This is a genomic window from Paenibacillus hamazuiensis (genome assembly GCF_023276405.1).
Lineage (GTDB): Bacteria > Bacillota > Bacilli > Paenibacillales > NBRC-103111 > Paenibacillus_AF > Paenibacillus_AF hamazuiensis.
Genome location: NZ_JALRMO010000001.1, coordinates 3708416 through 3725088 on the forward strand (window position 1 = coordinate 3708416; position 16673 = coordinate 3725088).

Genomic DNA, 16673 nt, shown 5'->3' on the forward strand with positions numbered 1-16673 from the left:
CGAGACGAACGGAAAAACCCCCGTCGGGCCGATCATGACTCGTGGCCGATGGGGGTTGCTTTTTCACAAGCTCCTGATAAATGTCGCACATTCGTCGGCGCTCGTTTCCATATAGCGGAAAACTTCCTCGAAGCTGAACAGCTCGAGCGGCTCCGCAGCTATGCCTTCCTCGTAATGGAAATCGTTTTCCATCTGCACCAAAAGCTCCGGCAAAAACTCGCCTTTGATTTCCTCTATCGACATATCGGGCACGGCATGCCGGCCGAACCGCAGTGCGTAGTGCCTCGCGATCACGCCGTTCAGCCGCCAATAATCGAGGTATCCCGTTTTCACAAATTCCTTTTTTGCATCGGCCGGCATCCCCCGCACCTTGGGATTGTAAAACCGTTCGTACCAAATATCGTCCGAAATAAGATGGCACAAATACCCCAAGTAAAAAGGCTCGTTCATTCGATCGCGGTATTTTTCGCAAAAACGCACATAATTTATGCACTTGGAGCCATCCGGATTTTTCTCGATAAAATGTGTCGCTTGCTTATCTTCGTTCATGTTTTTGTTAACGTCCGGCGCGATGCCGCCAAGCAATAAATCGTCCATGTGCCGAATGCCGAGCTTTCGGCCGATTAACGCCGAAATGCCGTAATGCATCATCCGCGATCCCATCCGCTTTCTCCTCCTTATCCGGGCGAGCCTGACAAACCCGCAGCCGCTAGAAGTATTTTCCGCCAAAAAAGGCGGCCGCTCAATGGGACGGGACTGATGCCCCGCTGATATCATCCGTTATTCGCGCGAATCGCTTCGGCGAGTGCTTCGTTTAACGCCGTTAAGGCACGTTCCAAATCCGCGTCGGCGATCTCGCCTGTGGCGCTGATCTTCTTGCTGATAAAAGGAACGGTCAGAGCCGCGCCTTCGGCAATGACCGCATTCATCATGTTCAGTGTAAGCAGCAGTGAAGCGTGTGCCCTGTCGCCGCCCATTGGAGTCGGAGATGCGCTGATGACGGCAACCGGCTTGTTCATGAATTCGCCCGACGAGACGATCCAGTCGAGCGCATTTTTCAGGCTGCCGGGCACTCCGTTTGCATATTCCGGTGTGCAGATGAGGACGCCGTCAGCTTCCTTCAGCTGCTCACGCCAGCTTTTTACCGCGGGGTGCGGCTCTTGGCCGTCGGTATCGTGATCCGGATTAAAATGCGGCAAATCGACCAAACCTTCGTAAACCGTAAATTCCATCCCCTCGGTTGCCAATCGGATGGCTGCTTTCATCAGAGCGGAGTTCGACGACTTGCTGCGCAAGCTGCCCGATACGGCCAAAACGTTCATCTTCATGCCGGCCCCACTTCCCTTGTCGCTTATTCCAAGAAGTCCTTCAGCCGCTTGCTTCGGCTCGGATGCCTCAGCTTGCGCAGCGCCTTCGCTTCGATCTGACGGATCCGTTCGCGGGTTACGCCGAACGCTTTGCCGACTTCCTCGAGCGTGCGCGCGCGTCCGTCGCCAATGCCGAAACGAAGCCGAAGCACGTTCTCCTCGCGTTCGGTAAGCGTGTCGAGCACATCCTCAAGCTGCTCCTTCAGCAGTTCGTATGCAGCCGCATCGGCCGGCGCCATCGCTTCCTGATCCTCGATAAAATCGCCCAAATTCGAGTCGTTCTCTTCGCCGATCGGCGTCTCGAGCGATACCGGCTCCTGCGAAATTTTCATAATCTCCAGCACCTTGTCTTTGCTGATCTCCATCGCTTCCGCGATCTCGTCCGGGGTCGGTTCGCGGCCGATCTCCTGCAGAAGCTGGCGGGAAACGCGCACGAACTTGTTGATCGTCTCGATCATATGCACCGGGATGCGGATCGTCCGGGCCTGATCGGCAATAGCACGGGTGATCGCCTGACGTATCCACCATGTGGCGTAGGTGCTGAATTTGAACCCTTTGTTATAGTCGAATTTCTCGACCGCCTTGATCAGGCCCATATTGCCTTCCTGAATCAGGTCGAGAAAAGCCATGCCGCGCCCGACATATCGGCGCGCTATGCTGACAACGAGACGCAGGTTGGCTTCCGCCAGCTTTCGTTTCGCATCCTCATCACCCTGTCCGATTCTTTGCGCAAGCGCGATCTCTTCGTCTCCGGACAAAAGCGGAACGCGGCCGATTTCCTTCAGGTACAGGCGCACGGGATCGTCAATTTTAATGCCGGGCGGCAACGTAAAGGCGTCATCGACGTGAAACTCATCCTGCTTCTGATCTTGAGAATTGAACCCAAGTTCTGCCTCTTTCTCCATTCACCCGTTCCCCCTTTACTATGTAACAAGCACCTTGACAGGAAGGCGCTTTTATGATAGTATAAGTTTGAATTAATGTGTTGATTGCGAAATTTATAATAGAAACCAGACCGTAAGGTTTATTCTATCACAATCATCGAACGATTTCAACATGATATTCCGTGTCCGATTATGAAGCTGTTTCCCATTGCCGGGTGCAGCTTTTTTGTACGTTAAAGAAAGTTTAAAATTGCCAAGCGCGTATAAGAACCATCCGCACGCAAGAAAGCTTCTGCAAAAGCACGAATGTATCTTCATCATCGAGAAACCTCGATCTCAGCCTCCTACGCCGCCCGATATGGCGCAACGACCTGCCCGAGAGACGGGTTTGTCCGCTCTCGGGCTTCGCCGGCGTAGGCCACTGCGGCTGAGAGGCGGTTTTTCCTCCTCTCAGCCTCCCACGACACCCGTCATGGCGCAATAACCGGCCCGAGAGACGGGTTTGTCTGCTCTCGGGCTTCGGCGGCGTAGGCCACTACGGCTGAGAGGCGGTTTTTCCTTCTCTCAGCCCCTCACGGCGCTCAGTAGCTAGTAACGCCGAAAACCAGTTTCAACGCTTGGCGGTTCTTTTTGCCTGCTTTCAGACCATGCCTCACATCGGCGATAAAAACCGTTCTCCCCACCCAGACCCTTATATACATCGAGTGAAATTTCACCGGCCCGGCGATACCCTTCACTTCATATTCCGTCCCGTTCTCTTTTTCGATTTCCGTCCGAATGAACCACGTATTGCCAAAACCGATTTCAATATACTTCAGAAACATTCCCCCTCGCCCCGGCTTAAGGCGTGCGCTCCGCGTGTTATTCCGTTTCCGGCTGTTCCGTTTGCTTCGGCTTGCGCGTCAAATGTGCTATCGTCCGGCTGTGGGCCGAGTCGTCGATCAGCGTGGACAGACGCTTATCGCGGGTTTCCGCTTTTTTGGCGCTGATCACCCACCAGACGGCCGCTTTCCGGTATGAAGCCGGCCGGCTTTGGAAAAACTCCCATGCGGCGGGCTGAGCTTGAAACCGCTCGAGCTCCGCATCGGCCAGCTTGATCTCGTCTTTTTGCTCGAAGGAGTATACCGCCGTTTTTTCCGGAAGCCGCTCCTCGAACGCCTTCAATCCGGCGGGACGCATGAGCCCCTGCCGGATCAGTTCCTCGGCACGGCTGATATTTACGGAGCTCCATATGCTCCTCGGTTTTCTCGGCGTAAACCGGATCATATAGCGAGTATCGTCGATCCGTTTCCGCACGCCGTCGATCCATCCGAAGCATAACGCTTCGTCAACAGCCTCCGGCCATGTAATGCTTGGTATTCCAGTATCTTTTTTATAAAAACCGACGAGCAGCTCCGCCTCCCGCCCGTGATGCTCCTCCAGCCAGCGGCGGAAATCGGAGGGGGTTCTAAAGAAAACAGGCTGCATATTCGTTCACCTAACCTTTCTGCGAAAAGTGGGATGAAGCCGCGGCGACGGGGAACGTTACCGTAAATGTGGTGCCCTTTCCCTCCTCGGATTCGACCGTGATGTTCCCGTCGTATTTTTCCACAATCGTTTTGCAAATCGTCAGCCCGAGACCCGTACCGTCCGTTTTCGTCGTAAAAAAAGACTGGAACAGCCGGTCCAGCTTGTCCCGCGGAATGCCGCATCCCGTATCGGATACGATCAGCTTGGCGCAATCGCCCGCGTTGTACGTCTCTATCGTCAGCGTGCCGTTTTTATCCATCGCCTCAACCGCATTGCGGGTCAGGTTGATGATCACCTGTTTGATCTCGTTGATATTGATTCGAACCGGACTGACGGATTCATCCAATTTATAGACGGTATGAATGCCTTTCAGGTTGCTGAGCGCATGGATCATCGGCTGAATGTTGAGCAAAATTTCGTTTAAATGCCCGGATTGCCCGTCGCTCGTCGACGTTTTGGCAAGGACGAGAAAATTGCCGATAATCTGGTTCGCCCGATCGAGCTCTTCTATAATAATATCGAAATAACGTTCCGCGGCCGGATCGTTTTTTTGCTGCTTGAGCAGTTGGATAAACCCTCTCACCGCCGTCATCGGATTGCGGACCTCATGAGTGATGCTGGCTGCCATTTCACCGACGGTAAGCAGGTTTTCCGCCTGGGTAAGCCTTACCTGAACCCGGTCGATCATCTGATCGAACAGCTCGGCGGTGGAAGACAGCTCGTCCCGTCCTTGAATACGCGTTCTGGCGTTAAGATTGCCGTGTTTGATTTGTTTGGCCGCTTCTTTGACCGCCATAACCGGTCTCAATATTTTACGCCCAAGCAGGGCCGCCGCCAGTAAGGAAACGATGCACACGAGCAAAAATACGAGAATGTCTCTGCGTACCGATGCCCAGTAAGGGGCGAGCGCATCGTCGTAAGAAGTAATGACGAAGCATTCCCAACCGATCTCCTTGATCGGATAATCGATCCCAAACCGGACAACCCCGTCGACATACGAAGTGCGCTTCATCGTTTTCACGATTTCTCCCTGAAGCGCTTTCCAAATCGGGGAATCCGGCGGAAATTTCCGCTGTTCGTCCGTAAGCTGCGTGCCCACGCGGAAAACGAGCTGTCCGGAGCTGTCGACCAGCCCGAACTTTCGCATAGTGCCGATTCGGGGCAGCGGAAATACTTCCTCCAGCCTGCTCGTATCGACGGCAGCGACAAGGATGCCGATCAGCTGTCCGTTTTGACGTATTCCTTTGGCGACTGGGACCGTGATCAACCCGTCGGACGGTCTTTCCACTAAAGGGGAGACGACACGGTCTTCTCCCCTTACAATCCTGTCAATATAACCGCGCTGCACGGTAAGTCCTCTGAGCGACTGCTGGGTGGTCGCGATCACCTTTCCGTCAGGCCGGATCCAGCTGTATGTAGATATGATCGATTTATCGACCTTCAGGCTTTGCAGGTAGTCACCGATCTCTTTTTCCGTCCATTCAGGGTGGAGTAAAAGCGTTTTGCCGATAATCGTTTGCCCGCTCCAAATCGTGTCCAGAAAATTCAAAAACGACTTGCTGATCGCTTTCGCAATCTCTTCGCTGGCTGCCATTTCCGCTTCGATACGCTGATTAAGCTGCGTTTCAAAGCGATACGCCTGCAAAGTCATTAATGGTATGAGCACGATGACAACCAGCAAAATAAGCCGTGTTTGTACGCCTCCGAATTTCCCCATCCATGCATCCCCCGTTTAGCAGATAAGTATCACGACTTGTAAATGGGATGTTACTAAACTTTACCATTATCATATCACAGCTTACTGAGCAAATCGTAGCCCCATTCCGTAAAAAACATAAATCAATCTGAAAAAACGGCAATTCCGGAAACCGGGACCGGAGAAGGCTTTGAACGGAAGATCCATATGTTTTCCCTGCAATTGGACAAGCTAAGAGCAAATCTCCAAAAAGCAAAGTGAACCTTTGCAGCCTGTTCCCGGTGCTCTTGGGGAGACCCCGGCTAACCGCAAAAATTAGCTATGCATAATTTTCCAAGCAATAACAACACGAAAGAAGGGGCTTTGGATACGTGGAAAATACTTTTGAAGATACTTTCTTCCCATTGACGACCTTGACGAGCGGAATCAGTCAAACCGTTCTGCCGGACCTCGTCTGTCTGCCGTTGCAAATCGTGAACATCTGTCTTGTCGGTCATCCCGAATCGGATTCGGAATGGGTTCTGGTCGATGCGGGAATGCCCGCTTCCCACGAAAAAATTTTGCTGGCCGCCGGGCATCACTTCGGCCGAAAACCGGCGGCTATCATCCTCACGCACGGCCATTTCGATCATGTCGGCGCTTTGCTGGAGCTCGTTCGGGAATGGAATGTTCCCGTATACGCCCATGAGCTGGAGCTGCCGTATTTGACAGGACGGGCCGACTATCCGCCGGCCGATCCGACGGTGGATGGCGGACTCGTGACGGAGATGTCCCCGCTTTTCCCGAATGAGGGCATCGATTTGGACGATCACGTTCATCCGCTGCCCGCAGACGGAACCGTCCCCGGCATGGCCGGGTGGCGCTGGATTCATACTCCCGGGCATACGCCCGGTCATATTTCGCTGTTCCGCGATGCGGACCGCGCGCTGATCGCCGGGGACGCCTTCGTCACCGTGAAGCAGGAATCGCTTTACAAGGTAATCGTGCAGGAGCAGGAAATCAGCGGGCCGCCGAAATATTTTACGACGGATTGGCAGGCGGCCCGGGACTCGGTCGTTAAGCTTGAAGCGTTAAAGCCGTCCGTTGCCGTAACCGGCCACGGCATCCCGATGTCCGGTGAGCGGCTTGCCGCCGGATTGTCCGAACTGGCGGTGAATTTCGAAAGCATCGCCGTACCCGAACATGGACGCTACGTGCATTAGGCAGCGATGTCGCAGACGGGCTTAACCTTTTTGTGATGGGCGGGAAAAAATGCTAAAATGCTCACTAGGCGCACAAGCCGAAACCCGCGTGCAAAAAGGAGCAAGCCCATCCGATGAGACGAAGGTTTATTTTATTTTTTCTTGTTTTTAACGTCATTAACGCCTATATTGGCTGGCACGGCTCCATCTTTCTCGGCTTTTTGGGAAGCCCGCTCCCGCAAGGACTTTACTGGTTTTTGTTTGCGGTCGTCGTCTTTTCCTATTTGCTCGGACGGTCCGGACTCGTTCCCGGTCCGGCGGGGCGCTTCCTCAAGGTGATCGGCTCTTATTATTTTTTCGTGATGGAATATGCGTTTCTTCTGCTCCTGCTTACGGATATCGCGGCATTGGGAGTGGTTCTCGGCGGGGGCGATCCGCTCGACTATGCGCCGGCCGCTTCGCTTGTTATAGCCGCCCTTTTGCTGGTGCTGCTCGCTTGGGGCTCGCGGAATGCTTGGTCGACGGTCAGACGTACGTATGAGATGAAAGTCGGCAAACGGGCCGGCGCTCTAAAGGAGCTGCGCATCATGATGGTTTCCGACATTCATCTCGGCAACATCGTCGGCCGCCGCCACCTTCGCCGGCTGATCCGGCACATGAACGAAATGCGGCCGGATCTCATTTTGCTGCCGGGCGACGTCATCGACGACAGCATCGAGCCGTTCATCCGGAACCGGATGGGCGAGGTGCTCGGCCAGCTCAAAGCGCGCTTCGGCGTATTTGCCGTGCTTGGCAATCACGAGTATTACGGAGGGCATATCGCGGAATACGTCAAGCAGATGAGCCGGATCGGCATCCGCGTGCTGCGGGATGAAACCGTCACGGTGGACGGCTCGTTTCACATTGTCGGCCGCAAAGATAAAACCGCCGAATCGTTCGAGCCGCAGGGGCGGCAAAGCGTGGAGCAGCTTATCGCCGAACTCGACCGGTCGCTGCCGATTATCGTGATGGACCACCAACCGACAAAGTTCGAGCAAGCCGCTGCAGCCGGCGCCGATTTGCTGCTGTGCGGTCATACGCACCGCGGCCAATTTGCCCCGAACCACCTGATCACCCGCAGACTGTTCGAGCTCGATTGGGGTTATATGATGAAAGGGAACATGCACGTGGCCGTTTCCTCCGGCTTCGGCAGTTGGGGGCCGCCGATCCGCATCGCCAGCCGCTCGGAAATCGTCGAGCTGGTTGTAAAGTTTCGCGAGGATTAATCACACCTGCTCATATAATGTCGGTCGCGGCCGATAAAATGCAGTAAACCCGGCCTGATATGCGGCCGGGTTCATTTTCGGAAACAAAATTATCATAACAGTAGCGTTTCAGGAATATCATCGTCACTTAATCGATCATAAGAACAATCTTCCCGCGGCCGTGTCTGGTTTCGATGGCGCGGTGCGCATCGTCCGCCCGCTCCAACGGGAAGGTCTGCCTGATATGGATGCGAAGTTTGCCTTGTGAATGAAGCTCGGCCAGTTCTGCAAGGCGGGTCGCCGAACGTTCGCCTCGCACGAGGCGAATCCCGAGCTCTTCTATGAGGTCGTAGGCGAAATAGGTGCAGATGCGGTTTTTGTCCTGCACCAATTCCACAGCAGCCCGGAGCCCCTCACCGCCGGCTGTATCGAAAGCGGCGTCGACGCCATCCGGCGCAACCGCTCGTATCCTATCGGCCACCCCTTCGTTATACGTAACCGGTATGGCCCCCAGCGAACTGACATAGTCGTGGTTGTTTTCGCTTGCGGTGCCGATGACGGTTTTCGCCCCCCACTCCTTCGCCAGCTGCACGGCGAAAGCGCCAAGCGAACCGGCCGCGCCGTTGATCAGGATCGTTTCTCCCGGCGCCACCCCGATCGCTTTCAGTGCGATGTGAGCCCCTTGACCGTTCCCGGTCAATCCGCCTGCTTCTTCCCAGGACATGGTCCCGGGTTTATTTACGATTTGGTCGGGGCTGACAACGACATATTCGGCGTAGCAGTTCAATGCTGCGAAACCGAGCACTTCGCTGCCTACGGAGAATCCGGTTACACCGTCCCCGACCTGGTCCACGACTCCTGCGAATTCATTGCCCGGAATTTGTGGAAGTTTCACCGAAATTCCGTAAGCCGGCTTCCAGCCGCTGCGCACGGCGCAGTCGAAATGCTGAACGCCGGCTGCTTTCACGCGGACCCTTACTTGACCCGGACCCGCTTGCGGATCCGGAAACTCCATAACGCTCATAACCTCCGGTCCTCCGTACGAAGCAAACGCCGCTGCTCTCATGCAATAGTCTCCTCCCGGGAAGTAGTCATTTCATTTGCACAGATTGATTATAGAGCGGATGTTTGATAATTAAAAATACATCTTACTCTATATGATCCATTCCATTGAGTATATGAAAAGGCATAATCCGGAATGATGCCCTTTGCAAGCGCCCGATACGTTTGCCGCATAGCGGAATGGGGAATTATAGATGTCATCCTACAATTTCGGGGAGCCCGACAAATGCTCGCAGACCGTATCGTTTTAATTGCCTCCTGGGCGACTGCCGCCTGTCTCCTATTGTTTTTCACTCCCCGTGATAAAATCCGGGAAGCCATCGTCATATTTATGTTCAAGCATGCGGTCACTTGGTTGTTCGGCATTATCGTTGTCGAATTAAAGCTGATCGACTACCCGGTGCGGGAATTTGCATACGCCATCAGGACGAGCTTCGCCTTTGAATACTTTATTTATCCGGCAACCTGCGTCGCGTTCGTTCTGCATTTTCCAAGCGGCAAGCCGCTGCCCCACAAAGTCGGATGGTATTTGATATGGCCGTCCTGCATGACAGCAGTCGAGATGTTGATAGAAAAATATACCGATTTGATCGAATACATCCATTGGAACGGCTTTTACACCTGGATTACGCTGTTGTTGACCTTCGGACTCTCCCATCGCTTTTATATGTGGTTCTACAAGGATAAACTTGGGGCAAAATAAGGCATCCTTCCCCCAGTGTCGAGGAAGGATGCCGCTTCAGCCCGTTGGAGAGCTGCCTTTTATTACTTTTTCACCGTCGCATACCAATCGTTCACTTCTTTATAGCTGGCATCGCCGCCGCTCGCCTTGTATTTCTGCACGAAAGCGTCATAACCGGAAATCTGTTCCGCCCCAAAAATGAGCTTGACCGTGTATTCGCCCATCATCGTGCCCAGGGACTGATTGTTTTTGGAATACTCCGCCAAATACGGGGAGAACGCCAAAGGGTCAATCACCCGCGTATTCGCCGGCTGCTTCACGTTCAAATACTCCCATGCTTCGAACAGCCGGGGATCCTTGCGCACGCGCGCCTGCCAATAGACCGGATAGTTTTTCTCGTCAACCCCCATCAGGAAGTTGTTCGCCTGATTGCGCTCGTCGGTAAAGATCGGCAAAATCGGAGTATAGGAGCCGTCCTTGTAGGTATAGTGTTTGCCTTCCTCGCCGATCGCCATCAGTTTAAACGTATCTTTATCGAGCTTGGCGTTCATCCATTTGACCGCGTCCTCCGCGTGCTTGGACGCTTTCGGAATAAAGGTGATCCGGTCGAAGCCTCCGTTCACGGACAAGCCCATCTTGCCGTCCTTGCCTTTCAGCGCCGGGATGTAGGCGTATTTGGCGTCCGGCTGGTTTTTCTTCAGCGCATCGATGACGGTCGGCACGTCCGCCCAGTGGAGCGGGATAACTCCGGCCCGGCCGCTCGTAAACTTCTCTTTCATCGTCGCATCCTTGTTGACGCTGAACTCCTTGTCAAGCAGCCCTTGCTTGAACAGGTCGGTCATAAACGCAACATATTCCTTATAAGCCGGATCAAGCAGACGGGGCGTCAGCTTGCCTCCCGTATCGTTCCAGGAGTTGGGCATGCCGAAAGCTCCGACGATATTTTCGACGAACGGCGAGTCGCCTCTGATCGTAAGCGGAGCATTTTTGTCGCCGTTGCCTCCGGGATCTTTCTCTTTAAACGCTTTCAAAACTTGAGCGAACTCATCCAGCGTGGTCGGCATTTTCAGGTTCAGCTTTTCCAGCCAATCGGTGCGGATCATCAGGCTCGTACCGCCGAATTCGATCGTTCTGGTCGGGATCGCGTATATTTTTCCGTCCACCTTGGCCGCGTCAAAAGTCGCCTGCGAAATGCTGGCTTTGATGTTCGGCCCGAATTTGTCGATGAGCGGCGTCAGATCGGTGAGCGCCCCTTTTTTTGCATAGTCCGCATACAGCGCTTTAAAATCGCTGCCCCCACCCGTCGTAATCGCGTCGTACGGCTCGGCCGAGGCGATCAGCAGGTTCAGCTTATCCTGCGGTTTGTCCTGCGGCAGCATGTCGTACTGCACCTTGTAGCCGGTTCTCTCCTCCAGCACCTTGGCGACCGGATACGTGTTGTAGTCATCCTTTTGCCAAATCTGCAGCGATTTGAGCTGAGGCTTCGGGGCATTGGCATTGCCGGCCGCGGAAGTTCCTCCGGACGGAGCCTGGGCGCCGCTTCCCGCATCTTTGGAAGAGCAGGCGGCGGAAGTCAGCGCAAGCGCAGCGACGGATAACACAAGCCATTTCTTCTTGTTCATAGAGACCCTCCTAAACAGTTGTTTTTATATAGTTAAAGAAAACTTCATCCTTTGACCGAGCCGATCAATACGCCTTTGATGAAATATTTTTGCAGGAACGGATACACAAGCACGATCGGAACGGTTGACGCGATAACGGTGGCGGCCCGCACCCCTTCTCCGGATACGTTCATCATATCGTCGACGCTTTTGGTGATCGCCGACGAGGAGTCCGCATCCATTACGATATCCCGCAAATACAGCTGCAGCGGCTTCAGGCTCGGGTCGCTGATGTACAGCATCGGATTGAAGAAATCGTTCCAGAAGTATACGGCGTAAAACAGCGCGATCGTCGCGATCACCGGGCCGCTGAGCGGCAGAATAATGCGGAACAAAATCGTGAACGTCCTGGCTCCGTCCATTTTCGCCGAATCCTCCAGCGCCTCCGGCAAGCTTTCGAAGTAGCTTTTGATCACAAGCAGGTTGAACACGCTGATCATGACCGGCAAAATAAGCGACCACAAGCTGTTAATCAGTCCCAGGCTGCGAATGAGCAGGTAATTCGGGATAATGCCCCCGTTAAACATCATCGTGAAAATGTACAGCACAAGGATCGCGCCGACGCCGGGCAAATGCCGTTTGGAAAGCGGGTAAGCGCTTATGGCGGTCAGCAGAATCGATAGCAGTGTGCCAACTGCGGTTATGCCCGCCGAGACGGCGAAGGAGCGAACGAACTGGCTGGACGTGATGACATACTGCATCGTATCCAGCTGAAAGCCAATCGGAAAAATGCCGACCTTGCCGGAAACGACCGCCCATTCCTCGCTGACCGATTTGGACAGCACGTTGGCGAACGGCAGCAGCGTGGCTAATGCCATCGCCGTCAATACGGTGTAGGAGAACAGATCGATGCAGCGGTCGCTTAAGCTTGTTGATTTCATGGTTCGTCCCTCCTACCAGATGCTCCGCTTCAGCAGCTTCCTGCTCAGCGTGTTGCCCAGAATGATCAGCAAAAATCCGACCACCGAGTTGAACAGCCCGACTGCGGTGCTGAAGCTGTAATCCATTTTGCCGAGGCCGACGCGGTACACGTACGTTCCGATGACGTCCCCCGTCTGGTACACGACCGGGTTGTACATCGTCAAAATTTGCTCGGTGCCCGCATCCAGCAAATGGCCGATCCGCAGGATGAACACAAGCACGATCGTCGGCAAAATGCCCGGCAGCGTAATGTGCCACATCTGCTTGAGGCGTCCCGCCCCGTCGATCGCCGCCGCCTCATACTGCTCCTGCTCGATGCCGGCGATCGCCGCGATGAAGATGATCGCATTCCAGCCGACCTCCTTCCAGCCGGCCGTGAAAACGACCACGCTGCGGAAGTAGCGGTTGTCGAGCAAAAACGATACGGGATCGAGCCCGATCCACTGCAGGATCTGATTGACCAGCCCGCCGGACGGCGAAAGGATGTTGATAAAAAGTCCCGAGATGATCACCCACGATAAAAAGTGCGGCAGATAAATGATCGTCTGCACCGTCCGTTTGAACAGCATGCGCTTCACTTCGTTCAGCAGCAGCGCCACGATAATGGGAATCGGAAACAGCAGGACGATTTTGTACAAGCTGATGAGCAGCGTATTTATAAATACTTGAACGAACTCGTCCGAGTAAACCAGCTTGCGGAACTGCTCGAGTCCGACCCATTTGCTTCCGCTGATCCCGTCGAAAATATTGAAATCCTGAAATGCAATCAGGATGCCGTACATCGGGGTGTACTTGAACAGCAGCAAAAAGACCAGACCCGGCAGCAGCAGCACGTACATTTCGTAATTTTTGACGATCAGCTTCCATTTTGATTCGGATTTAGCGGCGAAGTCCGGATGTGCCGGTTGCTGCTTCACATTCGCCGTTGTCGTTTCCATCGCTACCACCTCCGCTCGTTGTAAGCCAATTATAGCCGCAATGCGGCGCCCCGCAGTAGATGGTAAAACTTTTATTTCAGGTGGAATCCTATGGAGTTATCCGAATGATACGCCAACGCCAAAAAAATACGATACGCTCAAGAAAGTACAAGGTGCGGAAATCAGCATAATCAAAAAAATCCAATTGATGGAAAGTCTGAAATCGCTTACATTAACCTTGATTTCATAATAAAAGGAGGCTAACTTATGTTCAAAGCATTCAAAGGCACGCTTCGAAAAACGGGTGTCGCCGCACTGACCTGCCTTGCGCTGGCGGCCCCCGGACTTCCGGCACAACCGGCGGCTTCGGCGGCGCAGACCGGCGGCATCTCCGCTCCGCTGCGGCAAATGGAATATTTGACCCGCGGGCCGGTGGCCGTGAAAACGGACGGCGGCGTGTTCGTCAGCTGGCGGCTGCTCGGGACCGATCCGGCGGACATCGCGTTTAACGTGTACCGCAGCGGTGCGAAGGCCAATGCTCAGCCCATCACGTCCGGCACGAACTTTTTGGATGAAGCGGGAAGTGCCGACTCGACGTACACCGTGCGTGCGGTGGTGAACGGCAAAGAGCATCCGGACTCGGAAGCCGTCTCCGTGTGGGGGGCGAATTACTTGTCGGTGCCCCTGAAAAAACCGGACGGCGGGGTTACCCCGGACGGCGTCAGCTACACGTACAACGCCAACGATGCCAGCGTCGGAGATGTGGACGGCGACGGCACGTATGAAATTATTTTGAAATGGGATCCTTCCAATTCCAAGGATAACTCGCAGGACGGCTATACCGGAGAAGTATTCGTCGATGCTTACAAAATGGACGGAACGCTTCTGTGGAGAATCGCGATGGGCAAAAATATACGGGCCGGAGCCCACTATACGCAGTTTCTCGTCTATGATCTGGACGGAGACGGCAAAGCCGAGGTCGCGATGAAAACCGCCGACGGCACAACGGACGGAACCGGCAAGGTGATCGGCGATCCTGCTGCCGACTACCGGAATACCAAGGGCCGCGTACTTTCCGGACCGGAATATCTTACGATTTTCGAAGGAGCCACAGGCAAAGAGCTGGCCACGACGCAGTACGATCCGCCCCGCGGCAGCATAACGGATTGGGGGGACAACTACGGGAACCGGGTCGATCGCTTCCTCGCCTGCATCGCTTATCTTGACGGGCAGCGTCCAAGCCTCGTCATGTCGCGCGGGTACTATACGAGGACGGTGCTCGCCGCCTACAATTGGCGCGACCGGCAGCTCAGCCAGGTATGGAGATTCGACAGCAAGGACCCGGGCAATTCCGGTTATGCCGGACAGGGCAACCACAACCTGAGCGTGGCGGATGTCGACGGGGACGGCAAAGATGAAATCATCTTCGGCGGAATGACGGTCGACGACAACGGCAAGGGGTTGTACACGACCGGAGTGGGACACGGCGACGCCCTCCACGTCGGAGACCTCAACCCGGACAGACCCGGACTCGAGGTGTTCAAAGTGATGGAATCGAGCCCGTACGGCGCTGCCGTATGGGATGCCGGGACCGGCAGCATCCAGTGGAGAGCCAATGGCACCAAGGATACGGGCCGCGGCATGTCCGCCGACATCGACCCGAGATATAAAGGGGAGGAAGTATGGGCGACCTCTGGAGTCGGACTTTATTCCGTGGACGGAACGAAAATCAGCAGCACGATCCCATCGGTCAACTTCGGCATTTGGTGGGACGGTGACTTGCTGCGCGAGCTGCTTGACGATATCCGGATCGATAAATGGGATTATACGAATTCGAAAATGGTCAATCTATTAACCGCCGATGGCGCCGCCTCGAATAACGGCACCAAGGCAACCCCGTCGCTGCAGGCCGACCTGTTCGGAGACTGGCGGGAAGAGGCGGTTTGGCGGACGGCGGACAGCTCCGCCCTGCGCATTTACACGACAACGGCCGTTACCGATACGCGCATCTACACGCTGATGCACGATCCGGTCTATCGGCTCGGCGTTGCCTGGCAAAACATCGCTTATAACCAGCCGCCTCACCCCGGCTTCTACATCGGCGACGGAATGAGCGCTCCGCCCAGGCCTTCCATCTATGTGACGATGCCGGCTTCCGTCGATGTGCAGCCGGATACGCTGAATCTGAAAAGCAAAGGCGGCAAAAATTCGGTGACCGCCTACATTGGGCTGCCGACGGATTTTAACGCCGCCGACTTTAGCGCCTCCACCGTGAGCATGAGCGTTTACGGCGGCGGGACGCTGCCTGCACAGCTCTCCCCAGTCTCGGCCGGCGAACAGGACGGCAACGGAGCGAACGATATCGCCGTTAAATTCGACCGCGAGAAGCTCATCGAGGCGCTTGCCGGCCAATCCGGCGAAGTGCCGCTGACCGTAACCGGAACGCTTCGCAGCGGGCAGCGGTTTATCGGCAGCGATACGGTCAGGGTGATCCACTGAGGGCAGAAGCTGGGCCTCCCTAAATCAGAGGGGTCCATACCCCCTAAATCAGAGGGGTCCATACCCTAAACCAGGGAGGTCCACCCCCTAAATCCCCCTGCAAGGGGGACCCCAGGCGCTCGGGCGCCCTGGACCCACCCGGTAGAGGGAATGTTTGCTGCTAGTTCGCGTTTGCCGGGCATGGATTTTTTACCTTCGGGTAAAAAATCACATGCCCGGCACGCTTTGCTTTTGGAGCAGTGATGCCGAGAGCGGCTGCGTGCCTCTTGCTCGCGTTTGGCTGCACGCATTTTGCTTGTGCAAAATAGCGTGCAGCCACGCTTTACTTTTCCCGGATCGGTTCCGCCAAACTCCCTCGCCAAAGGGGGGGACCGTTGATGCTACGCAATATTGTCAGGTTATCCGGGACCATAGCGGAACTATAGTTCGCTAAGTAGTTCGGTTTCCGATGTTTTTGAAAAATAGCGGAACTCAGGTGATCTATTTGCCTGTTTGCCCGATACATTTTCCATTTTTCACCGATTTAGCGCATCTCAGTTCCTCTATATTTTTCAATTTGCCTATTTATCCGAAAATAGCGAACGTGGGTTCCGCTATGTTAAAAACTCTTACTTTAGCAGATAACAGTTCCTATATAGTAAAATGATCTAAAAATATTACAACCATAATGATTCTGTTATGGTGTAATCTTATTGACTCGGTCCATTCGTTATTTTATGTGATATTTCGAATACAATAGTTGAATCTGACGCAAAAAGAAAATTTATATCTAGCTCGATTTTACCGTCCTATGGCATGAATGTATATGATTTTTCATGCATAATGTTTTGTTTATCGATCCTTGCGTAACTTTTATACGATTTTTCATACATAATCCGCACGTAGAATCGTAGATAAAACCAAATCCGGAACCGGAATTACCGTTTGCTGCATTCGCGGTCCATGCATATGACGGCAATAGCGGCAAGGATGTCCGTGTCACTAGATAGTAATGTTAATTCAGGATCGCTCTACTAGTTCATTCGGTCTGCCTTGGAGGGAATGCACACC

Annotated in this window: 13 protein-coding genes and 1 pseudogene; 4 read left to right on the plus strand and 10 right to left on the minus strand. The window is 54.2% G+C overall.

What is annotated here, in order from left to right; all coding sequences use genetic code 11:
• Positions 1-63: 63 nt before the first annotated feature.
• From MYS68_RS16375 to MYS68_RS16400, 6 genes and pseudogenes are all read right to left on the minus strand, one after another.
• Positions 64-663, minus strand: a complete 600-nt coding sequence (locus MYS68_RS16375) for a hypothetical protein (protein ID WP_248926862.1) — start codon at positions 661-663, stop codon at positions 64-66.
• A gap of 110 nt (positions 664-773) precedes the next feature.
• Entirely contained in the window at positions 774-1328 is a 555-nt protein-coding gene (locus tag MYS68_RS16380; RefSeq protein WP_248926863.1) for an NADPH-dependent FMN reductase, read from the minus strand.
• A gap of 23 nt (positions 1329-1351) precedes the next feature.
• Positions 1352-2227: pseudogene (gene rpoD / locus MYS68_RS16385) on the minus strand (RNA polymerase sigma factor RpoD); the annotation flags it as partial.
• A 605-nt stretch (positions 2228-2832) separates the two neighbouring features.
• The gene (locus MYS68_RS16390) at positions 2833-3075 is read right to left on the minus strand and encodes a DUF3977 family protein (protein ID WP_420852125.1); all 243 of its coding nucleotides are present in this window, start codon (positions 3073-3075) and stop codon (positions 2833-2835) included.
• 37 nt (positions 3076-3112) lie between these two features.
• A complete protein-coding gene (locus tag MYS68_RS16395) occupies positions 3113-3718 on the minus strand; it encodes a YdeI/OmpD-associated family protein (protein WP_248926864.1) in 606 nt (201 codons plus the stop codon).
• Positions 3719-3728: 10 nt separating this feature from the next.
• Positions 3729-5477 (minus strand): ATP-binding protein, encoded by a 1749-nt coding sequence (locus MYS68_RS16400; protein ID WP_248926865.1) that lies wholly within the window; start codon positions 5475-5477, stop codon positions 3729-3731.
• A gap of 350 nt (positions 5478-5827) precedes the next feature.
• On the opposite strand from MYS68_RS16400, the gene MYS68_RS16405 reads away from it, so the two are divergent.
• Both MYS68_RS16405 and MYS68_RS16410 read left to right on the plus strand, forming a co-directional pair.
• Positions 5828-6658, plus strand: coding sequence for an MBL fold metallo-hydrolase (locus MYS68_RS16405; protein ID WP_248926866.1), 831 nt, complete (start codon positions 5828-5830; stop codon positions 6656-6658).
• 113 nt (positions 6659-6771) lie between these two features.
• A complete protein-coding gene (locus MYS68_RS16410; protein WP_248926867.1) occupies positions 6772-7902 on the plus strand; it encodes a metallophosphoesterase in 1131 nt (376 codons plus the stop codon).
• A gap of 127 nt (positions 7903-8029) precedes the next feature.
• Here MYS68_RS16410 and MYS68_RS16415 read toward each other — a convergent pair whose 3' ends face one another.
• The gene (locus tag MYS68_RS16415) at positions 8030-8947 is read right to left on the minus strand and encodes an NADP-dependent oxidoreductase (protein ID WP_248926868.1); all 918 of its coding nucleotides are present in this window, start codon (positions 8945-8947) and stop codon (positions 8030-8032) included.
• Positions 8948-9169: 222 nt separating this feature from the next.
• On the opposite strand from MYS68_RS16415, the gene MYS68_RS16420 reads away from it, so the two are divergent.
• Positions 9170-9646, plus strand: a complete 477-nt coding sequence (locus tag MYS68_RS16420) for a CBO0543 family protein (RefSeq protein ID WP_248926869.1) — start codon at positions 9170-9172, stop codon at positions 9644-9646.
• A gap of 62 nt (positions 9647-9708) precedes the next feature.
• Here MYS68_RS16420 and MYS68_RS16425 read toward each other — a convergent pair whose 3' ends face one another.
• From MYS68_RS16425 to MYS68_RS16435, 3 genes are read right to left on the minus strand one after another with little or no spacing between them, the layout of a single operon-like run.
• On the minus strand, positions 9709-11247 hold the full coding sequence (locus MYS68_RS16425; RefSeq protein WP_248926870.1) for an extracellular solute-binding protein: 1539 nt from the start codon (positions 11245-11247) through the stop codon (positions 9709-9711).
• A gap of 44 nt (positions 11248-11291) precedes the next feature.
• The gene (locus MYS68_RS16430; protein ID WP_248926871.1) at positions 11292-12167 is read right to left on the minus strand and encodes a carbohydrate ABC transporter permease; all 876 of its coding nucleotides are present in this window, start codon (positions 12165-12167) and stop codon (positions 11292-11294) included.
• Between the two features lie 12 nt (positions 12168-12179).
• Positions 12180-13145 carry an ABC transporter permease gene (locus MYS68_RS16435; protein WP_420852126.1) on the minus strand — a complete coding sequence of 322 codons (966 nt, stop codon included), beginning with the start codon at positions 13143-13145 and terminating at the stop codon, positions 12180-12182.
• Positions 13146-13391: 246 nt separating this feature from the next.
• Here MYS68_RS16435 and MYS68_RS16440 point away from each other — a divergent pair, with 246 nt between their 5' ends.
• Positions 13392-15623, plus strand: coding sequence for a rhamnogalacturonan lyase (locus MYS68_RS16440; protein WP_338043579.1), 2232 nt, complete (start codon positions 13392-13394; stop codon positions 15621-15623).
• The last annotated feature ends 1050 nt before the right edge of the window (positions 15624-16673 follow it).

Bases quoted from the DNA above. Each gene is read 5' to 3' on its own strand.
- MYS68_RS16375 (WP_248926862.1), bottom strand. From the start codon at position 663: ATGGGATCGCGGATGATGCATTACGGCATTTCGGCGTTAATCGGCCGA.
- MYS68_RS16380 (WP_248926863.1), bottom strand. From the start codon at position 1,328: ATGAAGATGAACGTTTTGGCCGTATCGGGCAGCTTGCGCAGCAAGTCG.
- MYS68_RS16390 (WP_420852125.1), bottom strand. From the start codon at position 3,075: ATGTTTCTGAAGTATATTGAAATCGGTTTTGGCAATACGTGGTTCATT.
- MYS68_RS16395 (WP_248926864.1), bottom strand. From the start codon at position 3,718: ATGCAGCCTGTTTTCTTTAGAACCCCCTCCGATTTCCGCCGCTGGCTG.
- MYS68_RS16400 (WP_248926865.1), bottom strand. From the start codon at position 5,477: ATGGGGAAATTCGGAGGCGTACAAACACGGCTTATTTTGCTGGTTGTC.
- MYS68_RS16410 (WP_248926867.1), top strand. From the start codon at position 6,772: ATGAGACGAAGGTTTATTTTATTTTTTCTTGTTTTTAACGTCATTAAC.
- MYS68_RS16415 (WP_248926868.1), bottom strand. From the start codon at position 8,947: ATGAGAGCAGCGGCGTTTGCTTCGTACGGAGGACCGGAGGTTATGAGC.
- MYS68_RS16420 (WP_248926869.1), top strand. From the start codon at position 9,170: ATGCTCGCAGACCGTATCGTTTTAATTGCCTCCTGGGCGACTGCCGCC.
- MYS68_RS16425 (WP_248926870.1), bottom strand. From the start codon at position 11,247: ATGAACAAGAAGAAATGGCTTGTGTTATCCGTCGCTGCGCTTGCGCTG.
- MYS68_RS16430 (WP_248926871.1), bottom strand. From the start codon at position 12,167: ATGAAATCAACAAGCTTAAGCGACCGCTGCATCGATCTGTTCTCCTAC.
- MYS68_RS16435 (WP_420852126.1), bottom strand. From the start codon at position 13,145: ATGGAAACGACAACGGCGAATGTGAAGCAGCAACCGGCACATCCGGAC.
- MYS68_RS16440 (WP_338043579.1), top strand. From the start codon at position 13,392: ATGTTCAAAGCATTCAAAGGCACGCTTCGAAAAACGGGTGTCGCCGCA.